Annotated in this window: 19 protein-coding genes; 11 read left to right on the top strand and 8 right to left on the bottom strand. The window is 57.7% G+C overall.

Going from position 1 to position 20,526, the window contains the following annotated elements:
* Positions 1 to 9: 9 nt before the first annotated feature.
* The 10 genes from ACEW8N_RS13675 to ACEW8N_RS13630 all read left to right on the top strand — a co-directional run bounded on the left by ACEW8N_RS13675 (position 10) and on the right by ACEW8N_RS13630 (position 10,113).
* Positions 10 to 696: an ABC transporter ATP-binding protein gene (locus tag ACEW8N_RS13675; RefSeq protein WP_373500391.1), complete on the top strand. Its 687-nt coding sequence runs from the start codon at positions 10 to 12 to the stop codon at positions 694 to 696.
* A complete protein-coding gene (locus tag ACEW8N_RS13670) occupies positions 693 to 1,694 on the top strand; it encodes a hypothetical protein (RefSeq protein ID WP_373500390.1) in 1,002 nt (333 codons plus the stop codon). The genes ACEW8N_RS13675 and ACEW8N_RS13670 overlap by 4 nt, the downstream gene beginning before the upstream one ends.
* A 203-nt stretch (positions 1,695 to 1,897) precedes the next feature.
* Positions 1,898 to 3,187, top strand: coding sequence for a hypothetical protein (locus ACEW8N_RS13665; RefSeq protein ID WP_373500389.1), 1,290 nt, complete (start codon positions 1,898 to 1,900; stop codon positions 3,185 to 3,187).
* A 78-nt stretch (positions 3,188 to 3,265) separates the two neighbouring features.
* A complete protein-coding gene (locus tag ACEW8N_RS13660) occupies positions 3,266 to 4,120 on the top strand; it encodes a thioredoxin domain-containing protein (RefSeq protein ID WP_373500388.1) in 855 nt (284 codons plus the stop codon).
* A 5-nt stretch (positions 4,121 to 4,125) separates the two neighbouring features.
* Positions 4,126 to 5,313, top strand: coding sequence for a class I SAM-dependent RNA methyltransferase (locus tag ACEW8N_RS13655; protein WP_373500387.1), 1,188 nt, complete (start codon positions 4,126 to 4,128; stop codon positions 5,311 to 5,313).
* Positions 5,314 to 5,464: 151 nt separating this feature from the next.
* On the top strand, positions 5,465 to 6,010 hold the full coding sequence (locus tag ACEW8N_RS13650; protein ID WP_373500386.1) for a TRAP transporter small permease subunit: 546 nt from the start codon (positions 5,465 to 5,467) through the stop codon (positions 6,008 to 6,010).
* Complete coding sequence (locus ACEW8N_RS13645) at positions 6,010 to 7,335, top strand: TRAP transporter large permease subunit (RefSeq protein WP_373500385.1); 1,326 nt, start codon at positions 6,010 to 6,012, stop codon at positions 7,333 to 7,335. The genes ACEW8N_RS13650 and ACEW8N_RS13645 overlap by 1 nt, the downstream gene beginning before the upstream one ends.
* A gap of 112 nt (positions 7,336 to 7,447) precedes the next feature.
* Positions 7,448 to 8,536, top strand: a complete 1,089-nt coding sequence (locus tag ACEW8N_RS13640; RefSeq protein ID WP_373500384.1) for a TRAP transporter substrate-binding protein — start codon at positions 7,448 to 7,450, stop codon at positions 8,534 to 8,536.
* A 237-nt stretch (positions 8,537 to 8,773) separates the two neighbouring features.
* The gene (locus ACEW8N_RS13635) at positions 8,774 to 9,502 is read left to right on the top strand and encodes an OS_HP2 family (seleno)protein (RefSeq protein ID WP_373500383.1); all 729 of its coding nucleotides are present in this window, start codon (positions 8,774 to 8,776) and stop codon (positions 9,500 to 9,502) included.
* Positions 9,499 to 10,113, top strand: a complete 615-nt coding sequence (locus ACEW8N_RS13630) for an HAD family hydrolase (RefSeq protein WP_373500382.1) — start codon at positions 9,499 to 9,501, stop codon at positions 10,111 to 10,113. Before ACEW8N_RS13635 ends, ACEW8N_RS13630 begins: the two co-directional genes overlap by 4 nt.
* A 30-nt stretch (positions 10,114 to 10,143) precedes the next feature.
* On the opposite strand, the gene der is transcribed toward ACEW8N_RS13630, so the two are convergent.
* Genes der through ACEW8N_RS13615 form a run of 3 tightly spaced genes read right to left on the bottom strand, consistent with a single transcriptional unit; the run spans position 10,144 to position 13,485 of the window.
* Entirely contained in the window at positions 10,144 to 11,508 is a 1,365-nt protein-coding gene (gene der, locus ACEW8N_RS13625; RefSeq protein WP_373500381.1) for a ribosome biogenesis GTPase Der, read from the bottom strand.
* 53 nt (positions 11,509 to 11,561) lie between these two features.
* Entirely contained in the window at positions 11,562 to 12,944 is a 1,383-nt protein-coding gene (asnS, locus tag ACEW8N_RS13620) for an asparagine--tRNA ligase (RefSeq protein WP_373500380.1), read from the bottom strand.
* Between the two features lie 52 nt (positions 12,945 to 12,996).
* Positions 12,997 to 13,485, bottom strand: a complete 489-nt coding sequence (locus ACEW8N_RS13615) for a regulatory protein RecX (protein WP_373500379.1) — start codon at positions 13,483 to 13,485, stop codon at positions 12,997 to 12,999.
* A 156-nt stretch (positions 13,486 to 13,641) separates the two neighbouring features.
* On the opposite strand from ACEW8N_RS13615, the gene ACEW8N_RS13610 reads away from it, so the two are divergent.
* Positions 13,642 to 14,040, top strand: a complete 399-nt coding sequence (locus ACEW8N_RS13610; protein ID WP_373500378.1) for a hypothetical protein — start codon at positions 13,642 to 13,644, stop codon at positions 14,038 to 14,040.
* Between the two features lie 107 nt (positions 14,041 to 14,147).
* Here the strand turns inward: ACEW8N_RS13610 and ACEW8N_RS13605 are convergent, their stop codons facing one another.
* The 5 genes from ACEW8N_RS13605 to ACEW8N_RS13585 form a co-directional block, all read right to left on the bottom strand.
* On the bottom strand, positions 14,148 to 14,948 hold the full coding sequence (locus ACEW8N_RS13605) for a transglycosylase SLT domain-containing protein (RefSeq protein WP_373500377.1): 801 nt from the start codon (positions 14,946 to 14,948) through the stop codon (positions 14,148 to 14,150).
* Between the two features lie 90 nt (positions 14,949 to 15,038).
* Positions 15,039 to 15,437 carry a hypothetical protein gene (locus ACEW8N_RS13600; RefSeq protein ID WP_373500376.1) on the bottom strand — a complete coding sequence of 133 codons (399 nt, stop codon included), beginning with the start codon at positions 15,435 to 15,437 and terminating at the stop codon, positions 15,039 to 15,041.
* 618 nt (positions 15,438 to 16,055) lie between these two features.
* Positions 16,056 to 18,617 carry a mechanosensitive ion channel domain-containing protein gene (locus tag ACEW8N_RS13595; protein ID WP_373500375.1) on the bottom strand — a complete coding sequence of 854 codons (2,562 nt, stop codon included), beginning with the start codon at positions 18,615 to 18,617 and terminating at the stop codon, positions 16,056 to 16,058.
* Between the two features lie 195 nt (positions 18,618 to 18,812).
* Positions 18,813 to 19,640 carry a 4Fe-4S dicluster domain-containing protein gene (locus ACEW8N_RS13590; protein ID WP_373500374.1) on the bottom strand — a complete coding sequence of 276 codons (828 nt, stop codon included), beginning with the start codon at positions 19,638 to 19,640 and terminating at the stop codon, positions 18,813 to 18,815.
* A gap of 170 nt (positions 19,641 to 19,810) precedes the next feature.
* Positions 19,811 to 20,398, bottom strand: a complete 588-nt coding sequence (locus ACEW8N_RS13585; protein WP_373500373.1) for a C40 family peptidase — start codon at positions 20,396 to 20,398, stop codon at positions 19,811 to 19,813.
* Positions 20,399 to 20,526 lie beyond the last annotated feature (128 nt).

Below are 20,526 nucleotides of genomic sequence, written 5' to 3'. Positions count from 1 at the left end.
TCCGTCGCCATGATTTCCCTGAAAAACGTCTCCAAAACCTTCAACGCCGGCAGATCCAATGAATTTCATGCCCTGCGGGACGTGGACCTCACCATCGGCCGCGAAAAGATCACCGTATTCAAGGGTCCCAGCGGATCGGGAAAGACCACCCTCCTCTCCCTCATCGGCTGCATGATCCGCCCCACGTCGGGCCGGATCTTCGTCGACGGACGGGAGACCACGAGCCTTCCCGAGCGGTTTCTTTCCGAGATCCGGCGCTCCACCTTCGGGTTCATTTTCCAGAATTACAACCTCATCAAAGGCATCACCGTCCTGGAAAACACCATGCTGCCCGCCTATCCCACGGGAAGAAAACACGGCCGGGTGAAGGCCGACGCCCTGAGGCTTCTTGCGCGGCTGAAGATTGATTCCAAGGCCGGGCAAAAGGTGGAGCAGCTCTCGGGCGGCGAGCAGCAGCGGACGGCCATCGCAAGGGCGCTCATCAACGACCCGGCCATCATCATCGCAGACGAACCCACGGCCCATCTCGACATGGCCCTGTCAAAAGAATTCCTGGACATCGTCGCCCAGTTGTCCCATGAAAAAAAGACCGTCCTGATGGCGAGCCATGATCCGCTGGTTTTCGAGGCCGGGATCGTCGATGCGGTCATCGACATGCGGGACGGCAGCATTTTAGAGGAGCACCAGAGCCTTTGATCCTGAACCCGGCCATCATCACCCTGATCCTGACAGCGCTGCTTACGGCGCTTTTTGCGATCTATGCATCGACCCTGGGATACCGCATCCTCCGGGACTGGGACATCGAGAGCGACAGTGAAGGCCAACTGGCGCTGGAAAAGCAGACCTACCTCGTCTCGTCGGTCCTGACCCACCTCTTTGCCATCGGGCTCTTTTCCATGTTTTTTTTCGTCTATACCGCCGATCGCATCCATCCGCTCTTCACGGGGGCCATGTGCGCCGCCGGATCCCTCAACGTCAACAAATACGGATATCCGGTCCTTGTCGTGAAGCTCGCGGCCGCCGTGCTGTCGGGCTTGTGGCTGATCCTGAACCACGCCGACAATCAATGCCCCGATTACCCGCTGATCAAACCCAAATACCGGCTCCTTTTCGCCGTCACCGCCCTGTGCGTCTTCGACGCCTATCTCGTCACCCAGTATTTCCTGAACATGAAGGCCAACATCCTCACCTCTTGCTGCGGCATCCTCTTCAACGCCGAGGCCGGCGGCGTCATGGGGAGCATGGCGGCGCTGCCGTCCGTCCCGGCCAAGATCCTCTTCTACCTGAGCCTGGTGCTGACCCTCCGTGCGGGCATCCATTTCCGCATCACCGGCCGGTCGGCGTCCCTCTTCGCGGGTTTTAGCGCGCTCTTCTTCCTCGTTTCCATCGTCTCCATCATCTCGTTCATCTCCCTCTACTTCTACGAGCTCCCCACCCATCACTGCCCCTTCTGCCTGCTCCAGCGGGAATACCACTACATCGGCTACCCCCTCTACACATCACTGCTCACGGCGGGCATCGCGGGCATGGGCGTGGGGATGCTTGAACGGGTCAGGGGTCCCGAATCCCTGGAACGCCGCCTGCCTTCGATTCAGCAGCGGCTCTGCCTCGTTGCAATGATCGGATTCTTCGTCTTTGCGGCCATATCGACCTGGCCTATGGTTTTCTCCGATTTTATCCTCGAAGGGTATTAGCCCGCTCAGGACTCGAGGCGGAACAGGACGGGTACGACGATCTTGAGAGCGCCGCCCGGCCGGGGGAGGGGCTCGCGGCTTGGACGGTCTATACCGCACAGTGGTGGCGCGATGCAACGTTCGTGGTTAAGGTAAAAAGGTATTCTTTTATCAAGATGAATCCCATCAACATACTCCGAAATCACCGGAAGAGGAGGTGTACCATGAAAAAAATGCAATGCGGGCTTCTTTTGGGCGCATTTCTGTTTTTTGCGTCCGTTGCGGCCCATTCGGAAGTCCTCACCTACGGAAATGAATCTGAGTTCATGGCCGCCGCGGCATCATTCGGATATGCCACGTTTCAGGAGGGCTTTGAGGACGCCGGCGTCTGGGGGGCCTTGCGGACACCGGACAACGCCGAGAGCGCTACCAGCCAGGGCATCACCTGGCGCGCCAACCTGAGCGGCAACCGGATCACCACATCGAGCGGTGCCGCGAGAAGCGGTCTGTGGGGCATGTTTTCGACCCCACATGGCGATCTCATCGGCGCCCCTTTCGATTCCCAGCGCGACGGCATCGCAGGAGCGACTCCCCGGACGATTCACGCCCTGGGAATTTGGGTCCGCTCCAACACCCCCGGCGCCAGAATTCGAATGATCATAGACGGCGTGACCGTTGACTTCGAAGATACCGTCCTGACCACCGAAACCCTCTTTTACGGCGTGATCGATACAAGCGGTTTCAGCACCTTCGAGGTTTACGAAACCGAAGGGAAGACCGAGGATGCCAAATTCATTTTTTTCGACGATGCCATCATCGGCCGCACCGGGGGAGAAAGCTTCTCCCTGGGGGTGGGTATCCCCCACGTCACGGGGAACGGCGGAATCTGGAAAACGATTCTTCAGGTCGACAACAACGCCCCGACCCAGGCATCATTCAGCATCGCCCTCCACGACGGAGGAACGGAGGTTTATTCCGGGTTGTTCTCCACGGCTGGCCTCGGCAGAACCATCATTGATTTAAGAGAGTTGGTTCCTGGTATCACTTCCGGAACCGGATATATCCTTTACAACAACAGCTTGTTCAATTTCCGTCTTTTTTACGAAAACCTGCAGGGCGGGGGCTTGGCCGAATTTACGCTCGCCGAAGCCAAGGACACACAAATAGGATTTTATTTCAACGACCTCAGCCCGAAAATCGAATGGAAGGCCATCACCGTCACCAACATGAGCGATGCTCCTGCATCCGTAACCCTCCATGCCGTCGGCGCGGATCAGATTTTGGACAGCGTTGTCATGACGATCAATCCCTATGACAAACGTACCGGCTACTACACCAACTGGTTTCCCGGTATCGCTTTTACACAGATCGAGCGGATTATCGCCGTGTCCTCTGTTGCAGGGCTCTGCGGGGTGGCTATCTCCGGAAATGCAGACAGTTCACTTCTGCTCTTCACCCCCGTAACGCCGGCACCCGGATTTGATCCCGGAGCGGGTGGGGTGCCACTCCTCTGAAAATTGCGGTTCTATCTTCTCGCCATACAAAATATATGATACATAGCTCTCCATTTTAACGACAGAAAGGTTCCCGGTATGCGGAAAATAACTCAGATCCTGATGGTATCGGTCGTGATGCTGACATCCTTGGCGCTCAGCCGGGCTAATGCTGAAATCGAATTGAATGTCCTGCAGACATTTAAACTGGATGCCAAACCGATGGATGTTGCCATTTCCCTGAACGGCATGCGGGTCTTTGCGCTGACCGAAAATGGCTATCTGCTGATCTATTCCCCGGATGGTCGGCTTCAGGAGAAAGTCCGGGTCGGTGAAGGCACGGACAGCATCAAGGCCACGCCCAGAGAAGACATGCTGCTCATAGGGAATTCAAAAGAGCAGACCTTGAAGGTCATCCTGCTGGACCTGATCCAGACCATCGATTCCAGCGGTCTGCCGTCTAAAGGCCCAGCCGATGCCCCCTTCGAAGTGGTTGTTTTCAGTGATTTCGAGTGCCCCTCCTGCGCCGAGTTGTCATCGGTTCTCGATCAAGTCATGACCGAGTATCCAGAGCGGATCAAGGTGGTGTTCATGAACTTCCCGCTCCGCAGCCACCGCTTTTCCCGGGCTGCCTCGGCCGCGGCGCTGGCCGCGGGCAGGCAGAACCGGTTCTGGGAATTTCACGATGCGCTTTTCGACAACTATAACCGGCTATCTCTCCAGAAAATCAATGAGATCGCCAGGGAACTGAAACTTGATGAAGCGCGCCTGACCCGGGAAATGAGCCATCCCGAAGTGATGACCGCCTTGAACCGGGACGCCTCGGAGGCTGCCCGGCTGGGTGTCAGCGGAACACCGACGGTGTTCGTCAACGGCCGGATCTTCAGGGATCATTCCATGAAAAGCTTTCAAACGCTACTAGAAGGTCAGCCAGGGGCACCCGCAGAGAAATAAGCCCCATGACCCCTGAAACCCCGCTGTCCAAGCGCATCAAACGGCACGTCGCCGGACGGACGAGGGAGTTCTTCGTCGCCGTTTCGCCGGGGCTTGAAAGCGTCTGCCTGGCGGAGCTCCAGGCCCCGCCCCTTTCCATCGCCACCGGAGCCGTCGTTCCGGGCGGGATCGTTTTCGAAGGGCGGCTGCACGACTGCTGGCTCGCCAATCTCCACCTCCGCACGGCCGGCCGGATTCTCATGAGAATCGATGAATTCAGCGCGTCGTCCTTTCCCCGCTTGGAGAAGAAACTGGCGGACATTCCCTGGGAGCTCTACCTCCGGCCGGGTGGCGCCCCCGTCATCCACGCCGCCGCCGCGAAAAGCCGCCTCTACCACACGGACGCCGTCGCCGAAAGGGTCCAGGCGAGCATCCGGGACCGCTTCAAACAGGTTCGGCCGGAGGAGGCCGGTGACGTTCCGGACGTCCCGGTTCAGCGGATTTTCGTGCGCGCGGCGGAGGATCATTTCACCCTGTCCATCGACAGCAGCGGGGAGCTGCTCTACAAGCGGGGATTCAAGACCGGGGGCGGAAAGGCCCCCATCCGGGAAACCATCGCCGCAGCGGCCCTGACCCTTGCGGGCTATGACGGCCGCCTGCCCCTCCTGGACCCCATGTGCGGCTCCGGCACCTTTTCCATCGAGGGGGCCATGATCTCGGGCGGCATCCCCCCGGGCTCGCGCCGGAGCTTTGCATTCATGGGATGGCCGTCCTTCGCCCCCCGGAAATGGGCCTATCTCAAGCGCACCTCCGAAAACAGTCTTCCCCTTCCAGAGACCCCCACCATCTTTGCCGCCGACATCGACCCCGACGTCTGCCGGTCCCTGCGGAAAAACCTGGAAGAGAACGGCCTGTCTCCCATGATCGACGTGTCCTGCCGGGATTTTTTCGCGTTCTCCCCCGGGGACAGGTTTTCGCAACCGGGGCTGGTCGCCGTCAACCCGCCCTATGGGCACCGCCTGGGGACCCGGCGGCAGGGGAGGGCCCTGTTTCGATCGGTGTGCAGCCGTCTCCGGGAGGCCTATGCCGGGTGGAAGGTCGTTCTGGTGGCGCCGGAGGCGGAATGGACCGGCGACATCCCGTTTCCGGTCTTCCATCATCCCTTTTCCCACGGCGGGCTGCGGCCGACCCTCCTGATCGGAAACATCCCATGATTCGGCTAAACCAAGAATTAATGATTGATTTTTATTCATTATTTCATTAAAGTCTCCATGGTCATAAATTGAACCGGCTTTGCTTCGGGATCGGAATGCCCGATATGGCCTGATCCGCATGAACATCCATCGCATCGGACATGGAGGCGCTATGACGTTCCTGAGATCGATTTGCCGCTGGATCGACGCCCTCAACACTCGGGTCGGCCGGGGCGTTTCATGGGTCACGTTCCTGGTGGTGATGGTGGTTTTTGTCGATGTGGTCATGCGCTATGTCTTCAAAACGAGCTTTGTGTTCGTTCAGGAGCTGGAATGGCACCTGTTCGCGTTCATCTTTCTCCTGGGCGCCGGCAACACCCTTCTCAAGGAAGGCCATGTCCGGGTGGACATCTTTTACCAGCGGATGAGCCCCAGGAACCAGGCGTGGATCAACCTGATCGGCGTGATTTTCTTTCTGATCCCGGGCTGCTGCCTCATCATCATCACATCATTCAAATTTGTCCACAACGCCTGGAGCGTCATGGAGGGGTCCCCCGACCCCGGCGGCATTCCCTACCGCTATCTGATCAAGGCCTGCATCCCCGCGGGGTTCATCCTCATCCTTCTCCAGGGCATCTCCATGGGAATCAAAAGCTTCCTGACGATCATCGGAAAAGAAAGTAAGGGAAAAGAACTCGAGACGGAGGGGGAACGCTGATGGAATATCTGCCCGGATGGATGTTTCTGGCCCTGACCATTCTGTTGATGTTCGGCTTTCCGGTCACCTTCACCCTGATGGGAACCGCCCTCTGCTTCGGCCTCATCGGCTTCGGGTGGTCGTTTTTCAACCTGCTGCCCCTCAGGATCTGGGGGGTCATGACCAACGTGACCCTGCTGGCGGTGCCGCTTTTCGTCTTCATGGGCGTGATGCTGGAGCGATCGGGCCTGGCCGAGGAGCTCCTCGACACCATGGGGATGGTCTTCGGCCGGGTCCGCGGGGGGCTTGCCGTATCGGTGGTCATCGTCGGGGCATTGCTGGGCGCGTCGACGGGCATCGTCGGGGCCACCGTGGTCACCATGGGACTCCTCGCCGTGCCCACCATGCTCAAGTGGGGATACCATCACGAAATCGCCACGGGCACGGTTGCGGCCTCGGGGACCCTGGGCCAGATCATCCCGCCGTCCATCGTCCTGGTGCTCATCGGCGACATCGTCGGCGTCCCCGTCGGGGATCTCTTCATGGGCGCGGTCCTGCCGGGCATGGTGCTGGTGGCCCTCTATATCCTCTACATCCTCGTGGCCGCATGGCTCAAACCCAAAATCGCGCCGGCGATCCCCAGGAAGGCCCTGGCGGCCATGAGCCGCATGGATCTCTTCAAACGCGTTTCCCGGGCCCTTTTTCCGCCCCTGTTTCTCATGGTCGCCGTCCTGGGCTCCATCTTCTGGGGGGTCGCTTCCCCGACCGAGGCCGCCGCCGTGGGCGCCGTTGGCGCCACCGTTCTCACGATCGCCAACCGGAAATTCACCCTGGGCATTCTGCAGGAGGTCATGGACTCCACCATGCAGCTCACCTGCATGGTCTTCATCATCCTGGTGGGCGCCGCCGCATTCGGCCTGGTCTTCCGGGGGCTGGGCGGAGACGGCCTCGTCCGGGAATTTCTGGGCGCCATGGCCGAAACCCACGGCAAATGGTTCGTGCTCGCCGTCGTCATGGGCCTCATCTTCGTCATCGGCTTTTTTCTCGATTTCATCGAGATCACCTTCATCCATGTGCCGGTTCTGGCGCCCATCATGCTGGAGTTCGGGTTCGACCCGGTCTGGTTCTGCATCCTCATCGCCGTGAACCTCCAGACCTCCTTCCTGACGCCGCCCTTCGGGTTTTCCCTGTTCTACCTGAAAGCCGTCACGCCGCCGGAGATCTCCACCGGCGACATCTATCGGGGGATCATCCCGTTTGTCATCTTACAGGCCATCGGTCTTCTGATCGTGGTCTTTTTTCCGATTCTGGCCACCTGGCTGCCGAAGGCGGTTTTCGGCAATTGACCCCCACCCGGGGTATCGGCGCCAGGGGCAAAGGGTTGATCCGTATCGGCAACACCGTTGGATTTCCAAACAACATCGTCTCTTTACCTCACCATGAAAGGAGTCTGATCGTATGGAACGACGCGATTTTTTGAAAAAAACCGGTGCAACCGTCGCGGCGGTCGCGGGAACGGCCGTTTCTGCTCCGGCCGTGCTGGCCGCGGAGAAAACCTATCGATGGAAGATGGTCACCACCTGGCCGCCCAACACCCCGGTGCTTCAGACCGGCGCCGAGATGTTCGCCAAGTCGGTGGACGCCGCCACCGGCGGACGCATTAAAATCCAGGTATTTGCCGCAGGCGAGCTGGTCCCGGCCCTGGGAACCTTTGATGCGGTTTCCGACGGCACCGTGGAGTGCGGCAGCGGGGCCTCTTATTACTGGGCAGGAAAATCGACGGCCGCCCAATGGTTCTCATCGGTCCCCTTCGGCCTCGACCCCCAGGGCATGAACACTTGGTTTTACAGCGGCGGCGGACTCCAGCTCTGGGAAGAGGTTTACGCCCCCTTCAACGTGATCCCGAGGCCCCAGGGGAACACCGGCGTTCAGATGGGCGGGTGGTTCCGCAAGGAGATGAAAACCATCGAGGACTTCAAGGGCCTCAAGATGCGCATCCCCGGACTGGGCGGCAAGGTCGTGGCCAAGGCCGGCGGGACGGTGGTCCTTCTGCCCGCCGGTGAAATCTTCACCTCTCTCGAGCGCGGCGTCATCGACGCCACCGAATGGGTGGGGCCCCTGCTCGATCTCCGAATGGGACTTTACAAGGCCGCCCAGTACTACTATTATCCCGGCTGGCATGAGCCCGGCACGACCCTCGAGGTGATCTTCAACAAAAAAGCTTACGAATCCCTGTCCAAGGACCTCCAGGCGACCCTGGATACATGCGCCATGCAGACCAACCTCTGGAGCCTGTGCCAGGCCGAGGCCGGCAACGGCCAGGCCCTCGAGGAGCTGATCACCGTCCACAAGGTCAATCTGGTGCGGTTCCCCGATCCCCTGCTGGAAGACCTGAGAAAATTGTCGGAAGAGGTCCTGGAGGAGGAGGCGGCCAAGGACCCCGTGTCCAAAAAGGTCCACGAGGCCTTCAAGAAATTTAAAAAGCAGATCGGCGGCTGGGGCGCTGTTTCCGGGCAGCCCTACTATGACGTCATCGCGAAAAAATAGGCGCTGAAAAGCAACAATTTCATTTTGCGGGGAATCCGATCCCCGGACCGCAGTCCCTCCGTCTCAGCCCCCATGCCGCGCATGGGGGCTGCTGCGCTTCAGAAGGCCCTCTGTAACGTCCGCCCGAAAAAGAACCCTTGACATGACCCGAAGACCGTCCTTATTTAGTGGTTTACGTATTATGGATGTTATATTTCGTTATATGTCTTTACTTCGCATCAACAAGGAGTTTTTTCAATGAAACTGAAATGCGTTGGCATATCCGTGGGCATCGTTTTCATGCTTGCCGCTGCCTGTTTCGGAGCCGCCGGCGGGTCGTCCGATGCGCCGCTCGCCGTCGCCCTGGAGCCGATTTTCCAGTTCAAACCGGTCGTCGACGGTGAAGAGGTCGTCCATGACTTCATCATTCAGAACCGGGGAACCGCAGAACTGCAGATAGAAAAGGTGCAGACCGGCTGAGGGTGCACGGCCGCCTCGTTTTCGAGGCAAATCCCCGCCGGCGGCGAGGGATCCATCACCATCAAGGTCAACACCAAGGGATACGGCAGCAAAAAGCTCAGCAAGACCATCAGCGTCCTGACCAATGACCCGACCCAGAAAACCCTGATGCTTCAGATCGAGGGAAATGTGGAGCAGTTTGTCGACATCACTCCCGCTCGGGTCAGGATGACGGGTCAGGCGGGGGACGACGTTTCCGCGAAGGTGACCATCGTCCCCATGGATAAATATCCCTTCAGGATTCTGGACGCAAAACCGGAGAAGGACGGCAACATCCGGGTGGAGGTATCGAAGGAAGAGGGCAGAAAGGCCTACATGCTCACCGTCTTCAACCTCAAGCAGGAAAAGGTGCGGTACTACGACACCATCATCGTCAAGACCGACAGCAAGATCCGTCCGGAGCTGACCATCAACGTCTATTGCAATCTCGCTGAAAAACCGCGGGTGAAAAGCGACGGCCAGGGATGAACGACACCCGTATCGTGATCTTCGACTGCGACGGCGTGATGTTCGATACGGCAGGCATCAACAAATCTTACTACAACCGGGTACTGGCCCACCTGGGCCGTCCGGAGATGACCGACGATGATTTTGCCTATGTCCATGCCCACACCGGGGACGAGAGCATCGCCTACCTGTTCGACGACGAAGAGAGCTTCCAGGCGGCCCAGGCCTTCCGCAGGACCATGAACTACATGGAATTCATCCCCGTTATGGAGATCGAGCCGCACCTGAAGCCCCTGATCGAAGAATTGAGGCCCCGCTTCAAGACCGCCATCGTCACCAACCGGACGGACACCATGCCCGCCATCATGTCTCAATTCCAGTTGGAAGGCTATTTCGACATGGTGGTGACGGCGTGGGATGTCCAGCGTCCCAAGCCCGCGCCCGAAGGGCTCAACAAGGTGCTGGGCCGTTTCCGGCTCAGCCCCGGCGAAGCCGTCTACGTGGGGGACACCCAGGTGGACGAAGCGGCATCCGCCGCCGCGGGGATCCCCTTCATCGCCTATGCCAACCCCTCTCTGAAGGCGGCCCACCATATCCGCAACCTGGGCGAGATCCGGAAGATCCTGCGCTGATGCGCCCTGGGGAGACAGCCGGACATCCCGCTACTTTCTGCTTTTTTTCGGGTCTCTTTCCTTCTTTTTCTTTCCGAACTCGATGCGGCCGGTGCGCTGGCGCAGCAGGAGGCGGATGGGCGTCTGGGTCAGACCGGTGCCTTCCCGGATCTGGTTCATCAGGTATCGCTCATAGGAAAAATGGACCGCCTCCGGATAATTGACAAAGCATACAAAGGTCGGCGGCTTGGTGGAGACCTGGGTGGCGTAATAGAACTTGAGCCGCTTGCCCTGGTGCAGGGAAGGTTCGTTGCGGACAAGGGCTTCGGAGAGAATCTTGTTCAACTGGCCGGTGCCGATCCGGGTGCTGTATTGTTCATAAACGGCATCGACCCGGGAGAAGATCTTCGATACCCGCTGCCCCGTCAGGGCGGATATGGTCATGGCGGGGGCAAAACTCAGGAATTTTGAGGCCAGGCGCAGGCGTTCATAATACGTTTTGGCCGTGTTATTTTCCTTCTCCACCAGGTCCCACTTGTTGAGGAGCAGGATGCAGCCGCATCCCCGCTCGTGGGCATAGCCGGCAATGCTGATGTCCTGGTCCGTGATGCCGTCGGCGGCATCGATGACGATGAGGGCGATATCGCACCGGTCCAGGCTTCTCAAGGCCTTGATGATGGAGAATTTTTCAATTTTTTCGGTGACCTTTCCCTTGCGGCGGATTCCCGCCGTATCGATCAGGCAATAGGATTTCTGGTTGACCTTGCAGATGGTGTCCACGGCATCCCGGGTGGTCCCGGGGATGTCGCTGACCACCAGGCGCTCCTCGCCCAGAATCCGGTTGATGAGGGAGGACTTCCCGGCGTTGGGCCGCCCCACCACCGCGATCCGGATCATCTCTTTGGCCGGGTCGGTTCTGAATGTCGGGATGACCGAAACGAGTTCATCCAGAAGATCGGAAATGCCGTAGCCGTGCTCCGCCGAAATGGGAAAGGGAACATCGATCCCCAGGCTGTAGAACTCATAGAGCCGATCCTCCTGCTCCTCTCCGTCGATCTTGTTGACGGCATAGAGCACCGGTTTATCGGAAGACCGCAGCAGCGCCATCAGGTCCCGGTCGAACGGGGAGACGCCCCCCTTGCCGTCCAAAATCATGATCACCGCTTCCGCTTCCGCGATGGCCTGGTTGATCTGGGCGCGGATGGGGCCGGCAAACAGGTCCTGATCGTCATCGGCGTACCCGCCCGTATCCACCAGGGTGAATTCAACGTCGTTCCAGACGGCGTCTCCGAAGATCCGGTCCCGCGTCACCCCCGGAAAATTGTCCACCAGGGCATTTTTTGCGCGGGTCACGCGGTTGAAAAAGGTCGATTTCCCCACGTTGGGGCGGCCGATCACACTGACTATGGGTTTCATGGTTTCGTCTTTTTTGATTAGGGTTTTCCGGGACATTTCCTGCCGGAGGAGGATCAGAATTCAATACCGCCGGGCGTCCTCGGAAAGGGGAGCACGTCCCGGATGTTGCGGATGCCGGTCATGAGCATCATCACCCGCTCGAAGCCCATCCCGAACCCGCTGTGGGGGACGCTCCCGTAGCGGCGGGAATCGATGTACCACCAGTAATCCTCGCGGCGCAATCCCATCTCATCCATCCGGGCGGTCAGCACCTCCAGGCGCTCCTCCCGCTGGCTGCCGCCGATGATTTCGCCGATGCCGGGCACCAGGACATCCATGGCGGCGACGGTCCGACCGTCATCGTTGACCCGCATGTAAAAGGGTTTGATCTCCCGGGGGTAGTCGTGGATGATGACCGGCTTTTTGAAATGCTCCTCGGTGATATAGCGCTCGTGCTCCGACTGGAGGTCCCTGCCGTAGGCCGGCTCGTGTTCGAATTTTCGCTTCGCGGAGGTGAGGATCTCCACCGCTTCGGTATAGGGGAGCCTCACGAAATCCGACGCCAGGATGCCGTCCAGGCACGCCCTCAGCCCCTTGTCCACAAAACGGGCGAACAGGTCGATATCCTCGGCGGCGTGGTTCAGCAGATAGCGGATCAGGTACTGGATCAGCTCCTGGCCCAGGGCCATGTTTCCGGCCAGGTCGCAGAAGGCCATTTCCGGTTCGACCATCCAGAATTCGGCCACATGGCGGCTGGTGTTGGAGTTTTCCGCCCGGAAGGTCGGTCCGAAGGTGTAGACATCCCCCAGGGCCAGGGCGAACATCTCCGCCGAGAGCTGGCCGGACACCGTGAGGCTGGCCTCCTTCCCGAAAAAATCCGCCGAATAGTCGATCTTCCCGTCTTTTCTGGGAATATTGTTCAGGTCGAGGGCGGTCACATGAAACATCTCTCCGGCGCCCTCGCAGTCCGACCCGGTGAGGATGGGGGCATGGATGTAGGTGAACCCGCGCTCCCTGAAAAAGGTGTGGACGGCATAGGCGAGGTGCGACCGTATCCGGAAGGCCGCCCCGTACTTGTTGGTCCGGGGCCGGAGATGGGCGATGGTCCGCAGAAATTCGTCGCTGTGGCGCTTTTTCTGGAGGGGATAGTCGTCATCGACCGATCCGATGACCTCGACACGCTCCGCCTGGATCTCCCATGCCTGGCCGCCGCCCCTGGACGGGATCAGCCGGCCGGTGACGGCCGCTGCGGCGCCGGTGTTCAATTCCTTCAGACGGTCATAGCCCGCGATGGCTTCACTCGCCACGACCTGGAGGTTTTTGAGGCAGGAGCCGTCGTTCAGCTCGATAAAGGAGAATCCTTTGGCATCCCTGCGGGTTCTGACCCATCCCTTGACCACGACATCGTTCATCGGGTGATCCGTGTTGAGCAGCTCAACAATCTTCGTGCGCTTCATTCATTTCTCCCTGAGGGGCATGACACCCGGCGGTCCCGTCCAAATGATACATTTAACCGGACGGGGTTTTTTCAACATTTTTTTGGAGCGCTTCAATGGTGATATCGGCGGAGAATCCCCGGGAATACATGAACCGGAAGATCTTTTCCCGGCGCTTCTGCGGGTCCGATTCCCTTTCAAAGCTCGCCATCCTCCGGGTGAGCAGCCCGCAGGCCGCCGCCGTTTCATCGGGGCCGCCCGCATACGCCTCAAGCAGGCGCTCGACAGTATCCCCGGAAAGCCCCTTCTTGTTCATTTCAAATCGGATGCGCTCCCCACCCATTCCCTTTCGAATCAGCTCCCTGAAATAACCTGCCGCCGTCTCGGCGTCGTCCATATATCCCAACTGCTCGCACCGGGCGATCGCTGCATCGATCACCGCCTTCGTGAATCGCCGCTGCCTGAGCTTGCGCGCCATCTCATGCCGGGAGTGGTTTCGCCGCGTCAGAATGCGTATGGCGGCGTCAAGGGCCGATGCAAGGGAATCTGATGGGTTATCCATGCCGTACATCCGGTCCGCTGATGCCGCTCCGGGGCGGCCGAAGCAAAGCCCGATCGAAATCCGCGGGCAAAAAAGAGGTGGCATTTTTCAGGCCGGTTCTATATATCCCTATCATTTTCATGCCGCCGTGTCTCTCAAATACCGAACAGGGTGATTATGAAATTGATCTACTTTTCCGCATTCGTCAGTTTCGTTCTGGGAGCCTCGAGTTATATCATCGTCCGCTACTGGGTGCTCCCCATCGGTCGATATCAAACACGCAAAAGAGCGGTCGAAGGCCTCCTGCCCCGATACCGGGCGGCCCGGGCAGGAGAGGCACCGGAGGGATCAGACGGCATGACCGTCGCGGATTACTCGAAAGCCCTGCGGAAGCAGGCCGACCTGCTCTCTGATTCATTCGATCTGGATCTTCCCCACTGGTACCGGATGCTCCTGGGCAACCGGCAGGAATCTCCCGTCGAAGCCGCCCGCCTTCTCATGACGCTCGCCAATACCCGGCATGCCGACCACATCAATCAACAGATCGGCAGGATCCGGGCGGCCCTGAAACTATAAGAAGGCTGCCCGGGATGACCGCGGAATGGGATGTGGCCTTAAAAGGAGGGTTGAGACCGGAGCGGGACGGCAGAAGCGGATGGAACGGGAATACGGATATCGGGCGGCTAATTGACTCGGGTGAGCTGCGTCAGCCCGCCCGGAACCCTGATCGGTTGAGTGGTGACCTCTCTGTCTGCCTCTCGATACTCACCGGTTGCCTGCTCCTCCTGGAGGACCTCCCTCCATTTCAACTGACGGTAAAACCTGGCCACTCTGCCGATATAATCCCGGGTTTCCCTGAACGGGGGAATCCCATTGTGCAGTTCGACATTTCCCGGGCCGGCATTATAGCCGGCAAGCGCATGTTTGACCTTTCCGTTGAACTGGTTGAGCATCATGCGGAAGTAGCGGGTTCCCCCCATGATGTTTTCATAGGGGTCAAAAGGATTGTCGACATTCATGAGCCTTGCCGTATCGGGCATCAACTGCATCAGCCCCTGGGCGCCTTTCACCGATACCGCCCTGCAGTTGAAATTGGATTCGGCTTTGATGATCGATTTCACCAGGCAGAACGGGACGCCGTAGGATTGGGCTGCGATGGAGATATAGTCATCGTAGATATCGGTGCCGTAAAATTTCTGGATGGCGTAATCGCCGCCGCTTTCGGGAGAGGTCTGCGCCTCCGGGGATTTGGAGGGTTGGCCCGGCGCATCGGTTGAAGCCTCCGGCGGCGGTTCGGTGGCGCCCTTGATGAACAGCTCGTATCGTTCGGAGGTGGGCACGTTGGTGAAATGCATCACACCGCTTTCATCCACGTATTTGTAGATATCGGCATAAAGCGCTGTTGCGGAAACCGACAGGAGCCAAAAACTGAAAATGCCCGCCGACCAGACCTGTTTTCGTTTTATGGACGGGATAATAGACAACGCAATCCTCCGAAGTTGAACCCGGTAATACAGCTTGGATAAAATTACTATAATTTTTATTATAGATTTTCGGATAAATCAAGCAAAAAATTATCCAGCCGTTTTTCTCCACGAGGACTGTTTTTGAAATTCCCGATACCTTCGGATCAAAAACCGCACGGGAAAATCCGGACGGGAGAGATAAGGGATGAGGCTTTCGGTCATGGACTCAAAAAAATCACGCCTCACCTGATCCGCTTCTTTATCGTCCACAAAATTCTTTTCAATATGCTTCTCAAATACCACGGGGTCGCCCAGGGCATCCCTCAGATCATCCCGATGGATGCCGGCGCTTGACAGTGCCTCCGCATCGGAATAATCGACGGGAACCTCGACGCCGGCGATACACACCACCTGCCATCGATCCATGGCAATCTTTTTGGAGGCGTTGTAAAGGTTCAACACCAGGCCGTTATCCAACTGGATTTGTTCCACCAGAGATTTTGTCATACAGCAGTTCCCGTGTTCATGGTTTGTTCCGGATCCCCTGTTTCATGTCAACCAGAGGCCTTGAAAATCAGAAGGGGCATCTTACCAAGTTTTTTCGATTTTTGAAACCGTCATATCCAGAAAACCTGAAAGCGTGACTTGTGATCAAGGCATGTTCATAACCCGGATGAAAATCGTCGGATACCGAGGGCGCATCCATCAAGCCGACAGGATCCTCAAACTTAACTCCCCGACAACATGTCGTTTTGCAAAAATACCGATCCCAAAAACCGTTTTTTTGGCCCCTGATGTTCAAAAATATTACATACCCCGTTATCGTCAGCCTTCTGTTGATAACAACTTCATAACCGTCAAGTTATTGACACATCCGGAGACCCTGTTCAAAACACCGGGGTTGTCGACCGGTTGTGGACAGAACATGATCAATATAAAAAGCATTTTTAATTAAACATATCAATAGATTAAAATCTTATCACGGTTATCGACAAGGTATATGAATATAAATATTTTATATACAGATATCTTAAATATAGAGATACCCGTTTCCCCCGACCGGTCACCGAATCCCCGTTGCCATAGAAGCCTTCGGAGACATATCCTGCAGATCCTTCGGCCGGACTATTGCGTTTCATCCGCCACATCGTTCTTGCATATGGGCTTGAACACTCCGGGATTGATGGAACGGATATGAACATCCTGCTGCGGAAAAGGGATTTCGATCTGATTTGCCCTGAACTCCCGGTCGATGGCAAATCGAATCGTGGTCTCCACGGCAATCCCCTTGTCCACATGGGTCCACACCCGAAGCTGGAACAGCAGCGCGCTGTCGGCAAAATCCGTGAACAGCACCACCGGTTTGGGGTATTTGTAGACATCCTGGATGGCGTCGGCGATCTCAAGAAGGATTTCTCGAACTCGTTCCACGTCGCTGCCGTAGGCAACGCCGATGTTGATGGACCGCCGCACCCGGAAATCCTTGAAACTCCAGTTGGTGACCTGGCCGCTGATGAATTCGGAATTGGGGATCAGCAGGGAGGCGTTGTCGTAGGTCTGAATCAGGGTGGCGCGGACGTTGATTTTTTTCACCTCTCCCAGGACCCCGCCGACCTCGATGATGTCGCCCACCTGGATGGGGCGTTCAAAGAGCAGGATGATGCCGCTTAAAAAATTGTTGAAAATGGCCTGGAGGCCGAATCCCAGGCCGATGCCCAATCCGCCCAAGGCGACGGCCATGGACTGGGAGTCGAAGCCCAGGATGTTCAATACCATGAGAAATCCGAGGAACCAGATGACATAGATGGTGATGACGGTGATGGAACTCTTGAGGCCGGCGTCCATCCCGCTGTCGCCCATGAATTTTTCCTGAAAGATGTTGGGCCAGATCCGGGTCAGAACGTGGGTCATCAGCAAAACGATGGCAACCTCTATCACATTGAACAGGCTGAAGTTCATGTTGCCCACGCTCAGGGACAGGGTCATCATCTCCCCGATGCCAACGAAAAAACGGGTTTTGTCGAAATACCAGGCGAAAATGATGCCGATCAGGGAGATCCAGAACCAGGCCAGATAGCATGTTTGAATGAAAAACCACTTCAACGGCCGGTTTTTTTCAGTTTCCGTCGCTGCTGAAGCCCCCGTTTTCCTGAATTGGCCATGCCATTCCCGGATCAGGTTGAAGGTGAGCCACGACCACAGGGCAATGGCTGAACTGATGCCCCACGATGTTATCCAGTAGCCGGAAAGCACTCTGTAACCTGAAAGATTGATGACGATCCCGCCCAGGGGAATGAGATAGATGACAAGGATGAGCAGTTTTGAGATCGCCGCCAGGGGAAGGGGGGAAAGGGCCTTTTCAGTGAGAACTGTTTTGAATCTCCGATTGAATGCGACGGCCCAGGCGGCCAGCATCAGATGGAATACGATGTCCATGGCCGCCGAGATGGTGCTCGTTCGACCATATATCCAGATCAGAAACGCCGCAAGGATGGTGATGCCGCGCACCATGCGCATGAGCCAGCGGAGGCGGACCGCCAGGGGTTCGGGAATCGGATGGTCGACGGCCTGATTCCACAGGCGGGTTATGTCAAGACCCCAGCGGGTCAACAACCAGACGAACGCCACCACGAACCCGATCCCGGAAAGAGATATCCTGGCGTAAAAATTTTGAACGAATGCAAAAAAATAGAGCACGGCGGCCGTCCATCCCAGGGGCAGGGAACGGATCGCCATTCGGGTCGCCATATGGCGCCGGGGGTAATGCTTCACAAGATCCTGCTGTTTGTCCCAGCGGTAAATCTTTTGCTTGAACCGAAACATCGCGATCAGGACCATGACCACAAAAAGGGTCACCCCGGTGATGCGCAGATATCCTTCCTTGAGAATCTCCTGGTAATCGTTTTTCAGATTCGAGACGATGCGCGCCGGAACATCCGCTACAAGACCTTTGAGAACCGTTACGTCAAATGCCTCCATCGACGGGATTTTCCGTATGAAGAGTACTTCCTTCTTTTTTTGAGATATTTTTTCATCAAACTGCGCCTTCATCGCAGTCAGCCGGTCATGGGATTCCTTCAGGTTTTTGAAGGCGGTCTCATGGATGCCGGCCATTTTTTGGAGAAGGTTTTTTTTTGTGGTGAGCAGATCATCGAGTGTCCTGATCTTACGGATCAATTTCGCAGTCAGCGGCGTTTCGGGCATTCCCTCCTGAACCGTCGAAAGGTCTTTTTGGTTCATCAGAATCAGTTCTTCGGCCTGGGCGAGGCGGGTGCCGGTGGATGACATGTCGATCCGCAGCTTGTCCATGAGACCGGACAGGTTCGCAATGGCGGCATCGTTGTCCGTTTTGGCCTGGATGATCTGCTGCAGGTCGGATTCGGATGCGAGAAGGAGGGTGGTATGCGCGGTCTGCTGAATGGATATGGCGCTCAGGGTCGCATTGATGGCCTTCTCGTACTCTTCGAGGCTGGATAGCTTAGCCTTCAGATCTTTGATATCATCCGATTGGGTGGTGAGTGAGGCCTCGACCAGGTTGCGGATGTCTTTGGAGGCGTCGGAAGGACTGGAAAGCGCGGGGGATGAAGTCTCATCCGGGTCCGCATGTGCTGCGCCGGAAACGGCCAGCAGAAAAAGTACGACCCTGAACAGGCCGGCAAGCCATGTGAAGGTCAGGATACGGCGCATTCTTCCTCCTTTGTTCAGGCAGGGGTAATCTGTGCTTCCAGAAAATCCATGGAAGAATTGTTGGATACTATACGAAAGATAGGAGAGGGAGACAACCCGTAAAATGCCCCGTGAACGGCAGGGCCGGACGGATTGATTTGACCCGCCGGGCAGGGGCGTCCGATGGGGATATGCCTCATGCCCGGCCGCGACAGGTCAGGAAGGAAGTTGGGACGATGTTTCGGGCCTGCCGAATTTTGCGATGAAGTCTTCCAGTGCGGACGGAGTGAGAAGTTCTGCGAACCGGCGGCCGTTCCGGCTGTTTCGCTTGTAGAAATCGAGGCATGCCGCCAGAATCTCCATGACCTCGTCTTCGGAAAAGATGCCCGGGATCTCCGACGCGAGGCGGGGGTGCCGCCCCAGCTTGCCGCCCAGGAGGACCTTGAACCCGCGTCGCTCTTCCGCAAGGGTGCCCGTTGGGCAGGCCCATACGCACCGGCCGCAGGAGAGGCAGCGAGAGGCACTGATGACAGGCCTCTCCATGTCGGCCGACAGGGTGACGGCATCGTCCGGGCAGGCCTCCTTGCAAGCCTCGCATCGGGTGCAGTCGATGTCGGTCAGAACCGGCGGCGCGGCGGCGATGATGCCGACGTCCTTGATCTGGGGCTGGGAGCAGGCATTGGGGCATTCCGCCAGGGTCACGCGAAATTCATGGTGAAACTTGAGCGGCCCGTCCACCTCCCGCCGGAGGAAGGTGAGGAGATCGGCTTCGCGGAGGAGGGATTCGATCCGCGCCGTCAGCGGTTCGGCATCGCCTGCCCGGTTGGGGCACCCGCCGGGGCCGAAACAGAGGTCCAGTTGATAGCCCTTGACCTCGCCGGCCATTCCTTCCAGGTAATTTTTCCGCGTCGTATTTACCTCGGTGAGACCGACCGTCGATTTTCCGGCCGCGGCCGCCTCTTTTTCCACCCGCTGCCTGACTTTCCTGCGAACGAAAAAGGGGACCTTTTTGATCTCCGTTTCCGCTTCATCCGTCCATTTCACGGCGTATCCTCCTGTCTGAAAATAGGCTGTCCGCTCCCGTCTATAGTCGACGGCGCCGCCGGGGTCATTGACTTGGATCAAAAAAATGCGCTGGAAATGGTTCGGATGGGGCAGGGCACGCTGAAATAGCGTCCCCTGTTTCGGTGATCTTTTTCGGGTCTCGGGAAAAGTCAGTATCGGGTCCGGTCGGAAAGCGTGATCCCCGGCCGGTTCCGGGCGACCTGTTTCTGCGGGCTCTCCAGAACCCGCCGGGCTCCCCGGAAGCGGGCCTTCCAGTACGGGCTGTCCAGGCAGGAGATGGTGACGCCCCTTTTCTTTCCCGAGGCATGGATGAACCGACGCTCGTTGAGATAGATGCCGACATGGCCGGTTCTGTCCCGGAACTTGAAAAAAACCAGATCCCCGGGCTTGAGGGCCTTCTGGGAAACCGGCTTGCCGGTGTGGATCTGCTCCTCGGTGGTCCTGGGGAGCTGAATCCCGTAGAGGTCGTCGTAAAAGCGGTAGGTGAGCCCCGAACAGTCCACACCGCTGGTGCTGATGCCGCCGCGGCGGTAGGGAACGCCCTGCCAGTTCCGGATCTCTTTCCAGAAATTGGCGGATACCGTTTTCGGCTGGGTGTCCGGGAGCGGCCGGCAGGGGTATATCTCGGGATGGGAGGCAACGCGGGGTTGGATCAGCGGCGTCAATGAACCACAGCCGGTCAAACAGGCAAATGCCAGGACAACGGCCATGCCGTTGGCAATCTGGGTCGATTTCATAAGAGCCCCTTGTTCAGTGGCCCTCCGGAAAAGATGAATACGTTGCCGAAATAGTATGATTTAAATTATAACTGCTTAAAGGATACTATTTTTTGAAGAAGCAATTTTCATCATTTCCGGACGGTCGC

The sequence above is a fragment of the Desulfococcus sp. genome (assembly GCF_041737845.1).
Lineage (GTDB): Bacteria > Desulfobacterota > Desulfobacteria > Desulfobacterales > Desulfococcaceae > Desulfococcus.
This window is presented reverse-complemented; position numbering and strand designations above follow the sequence as displayed.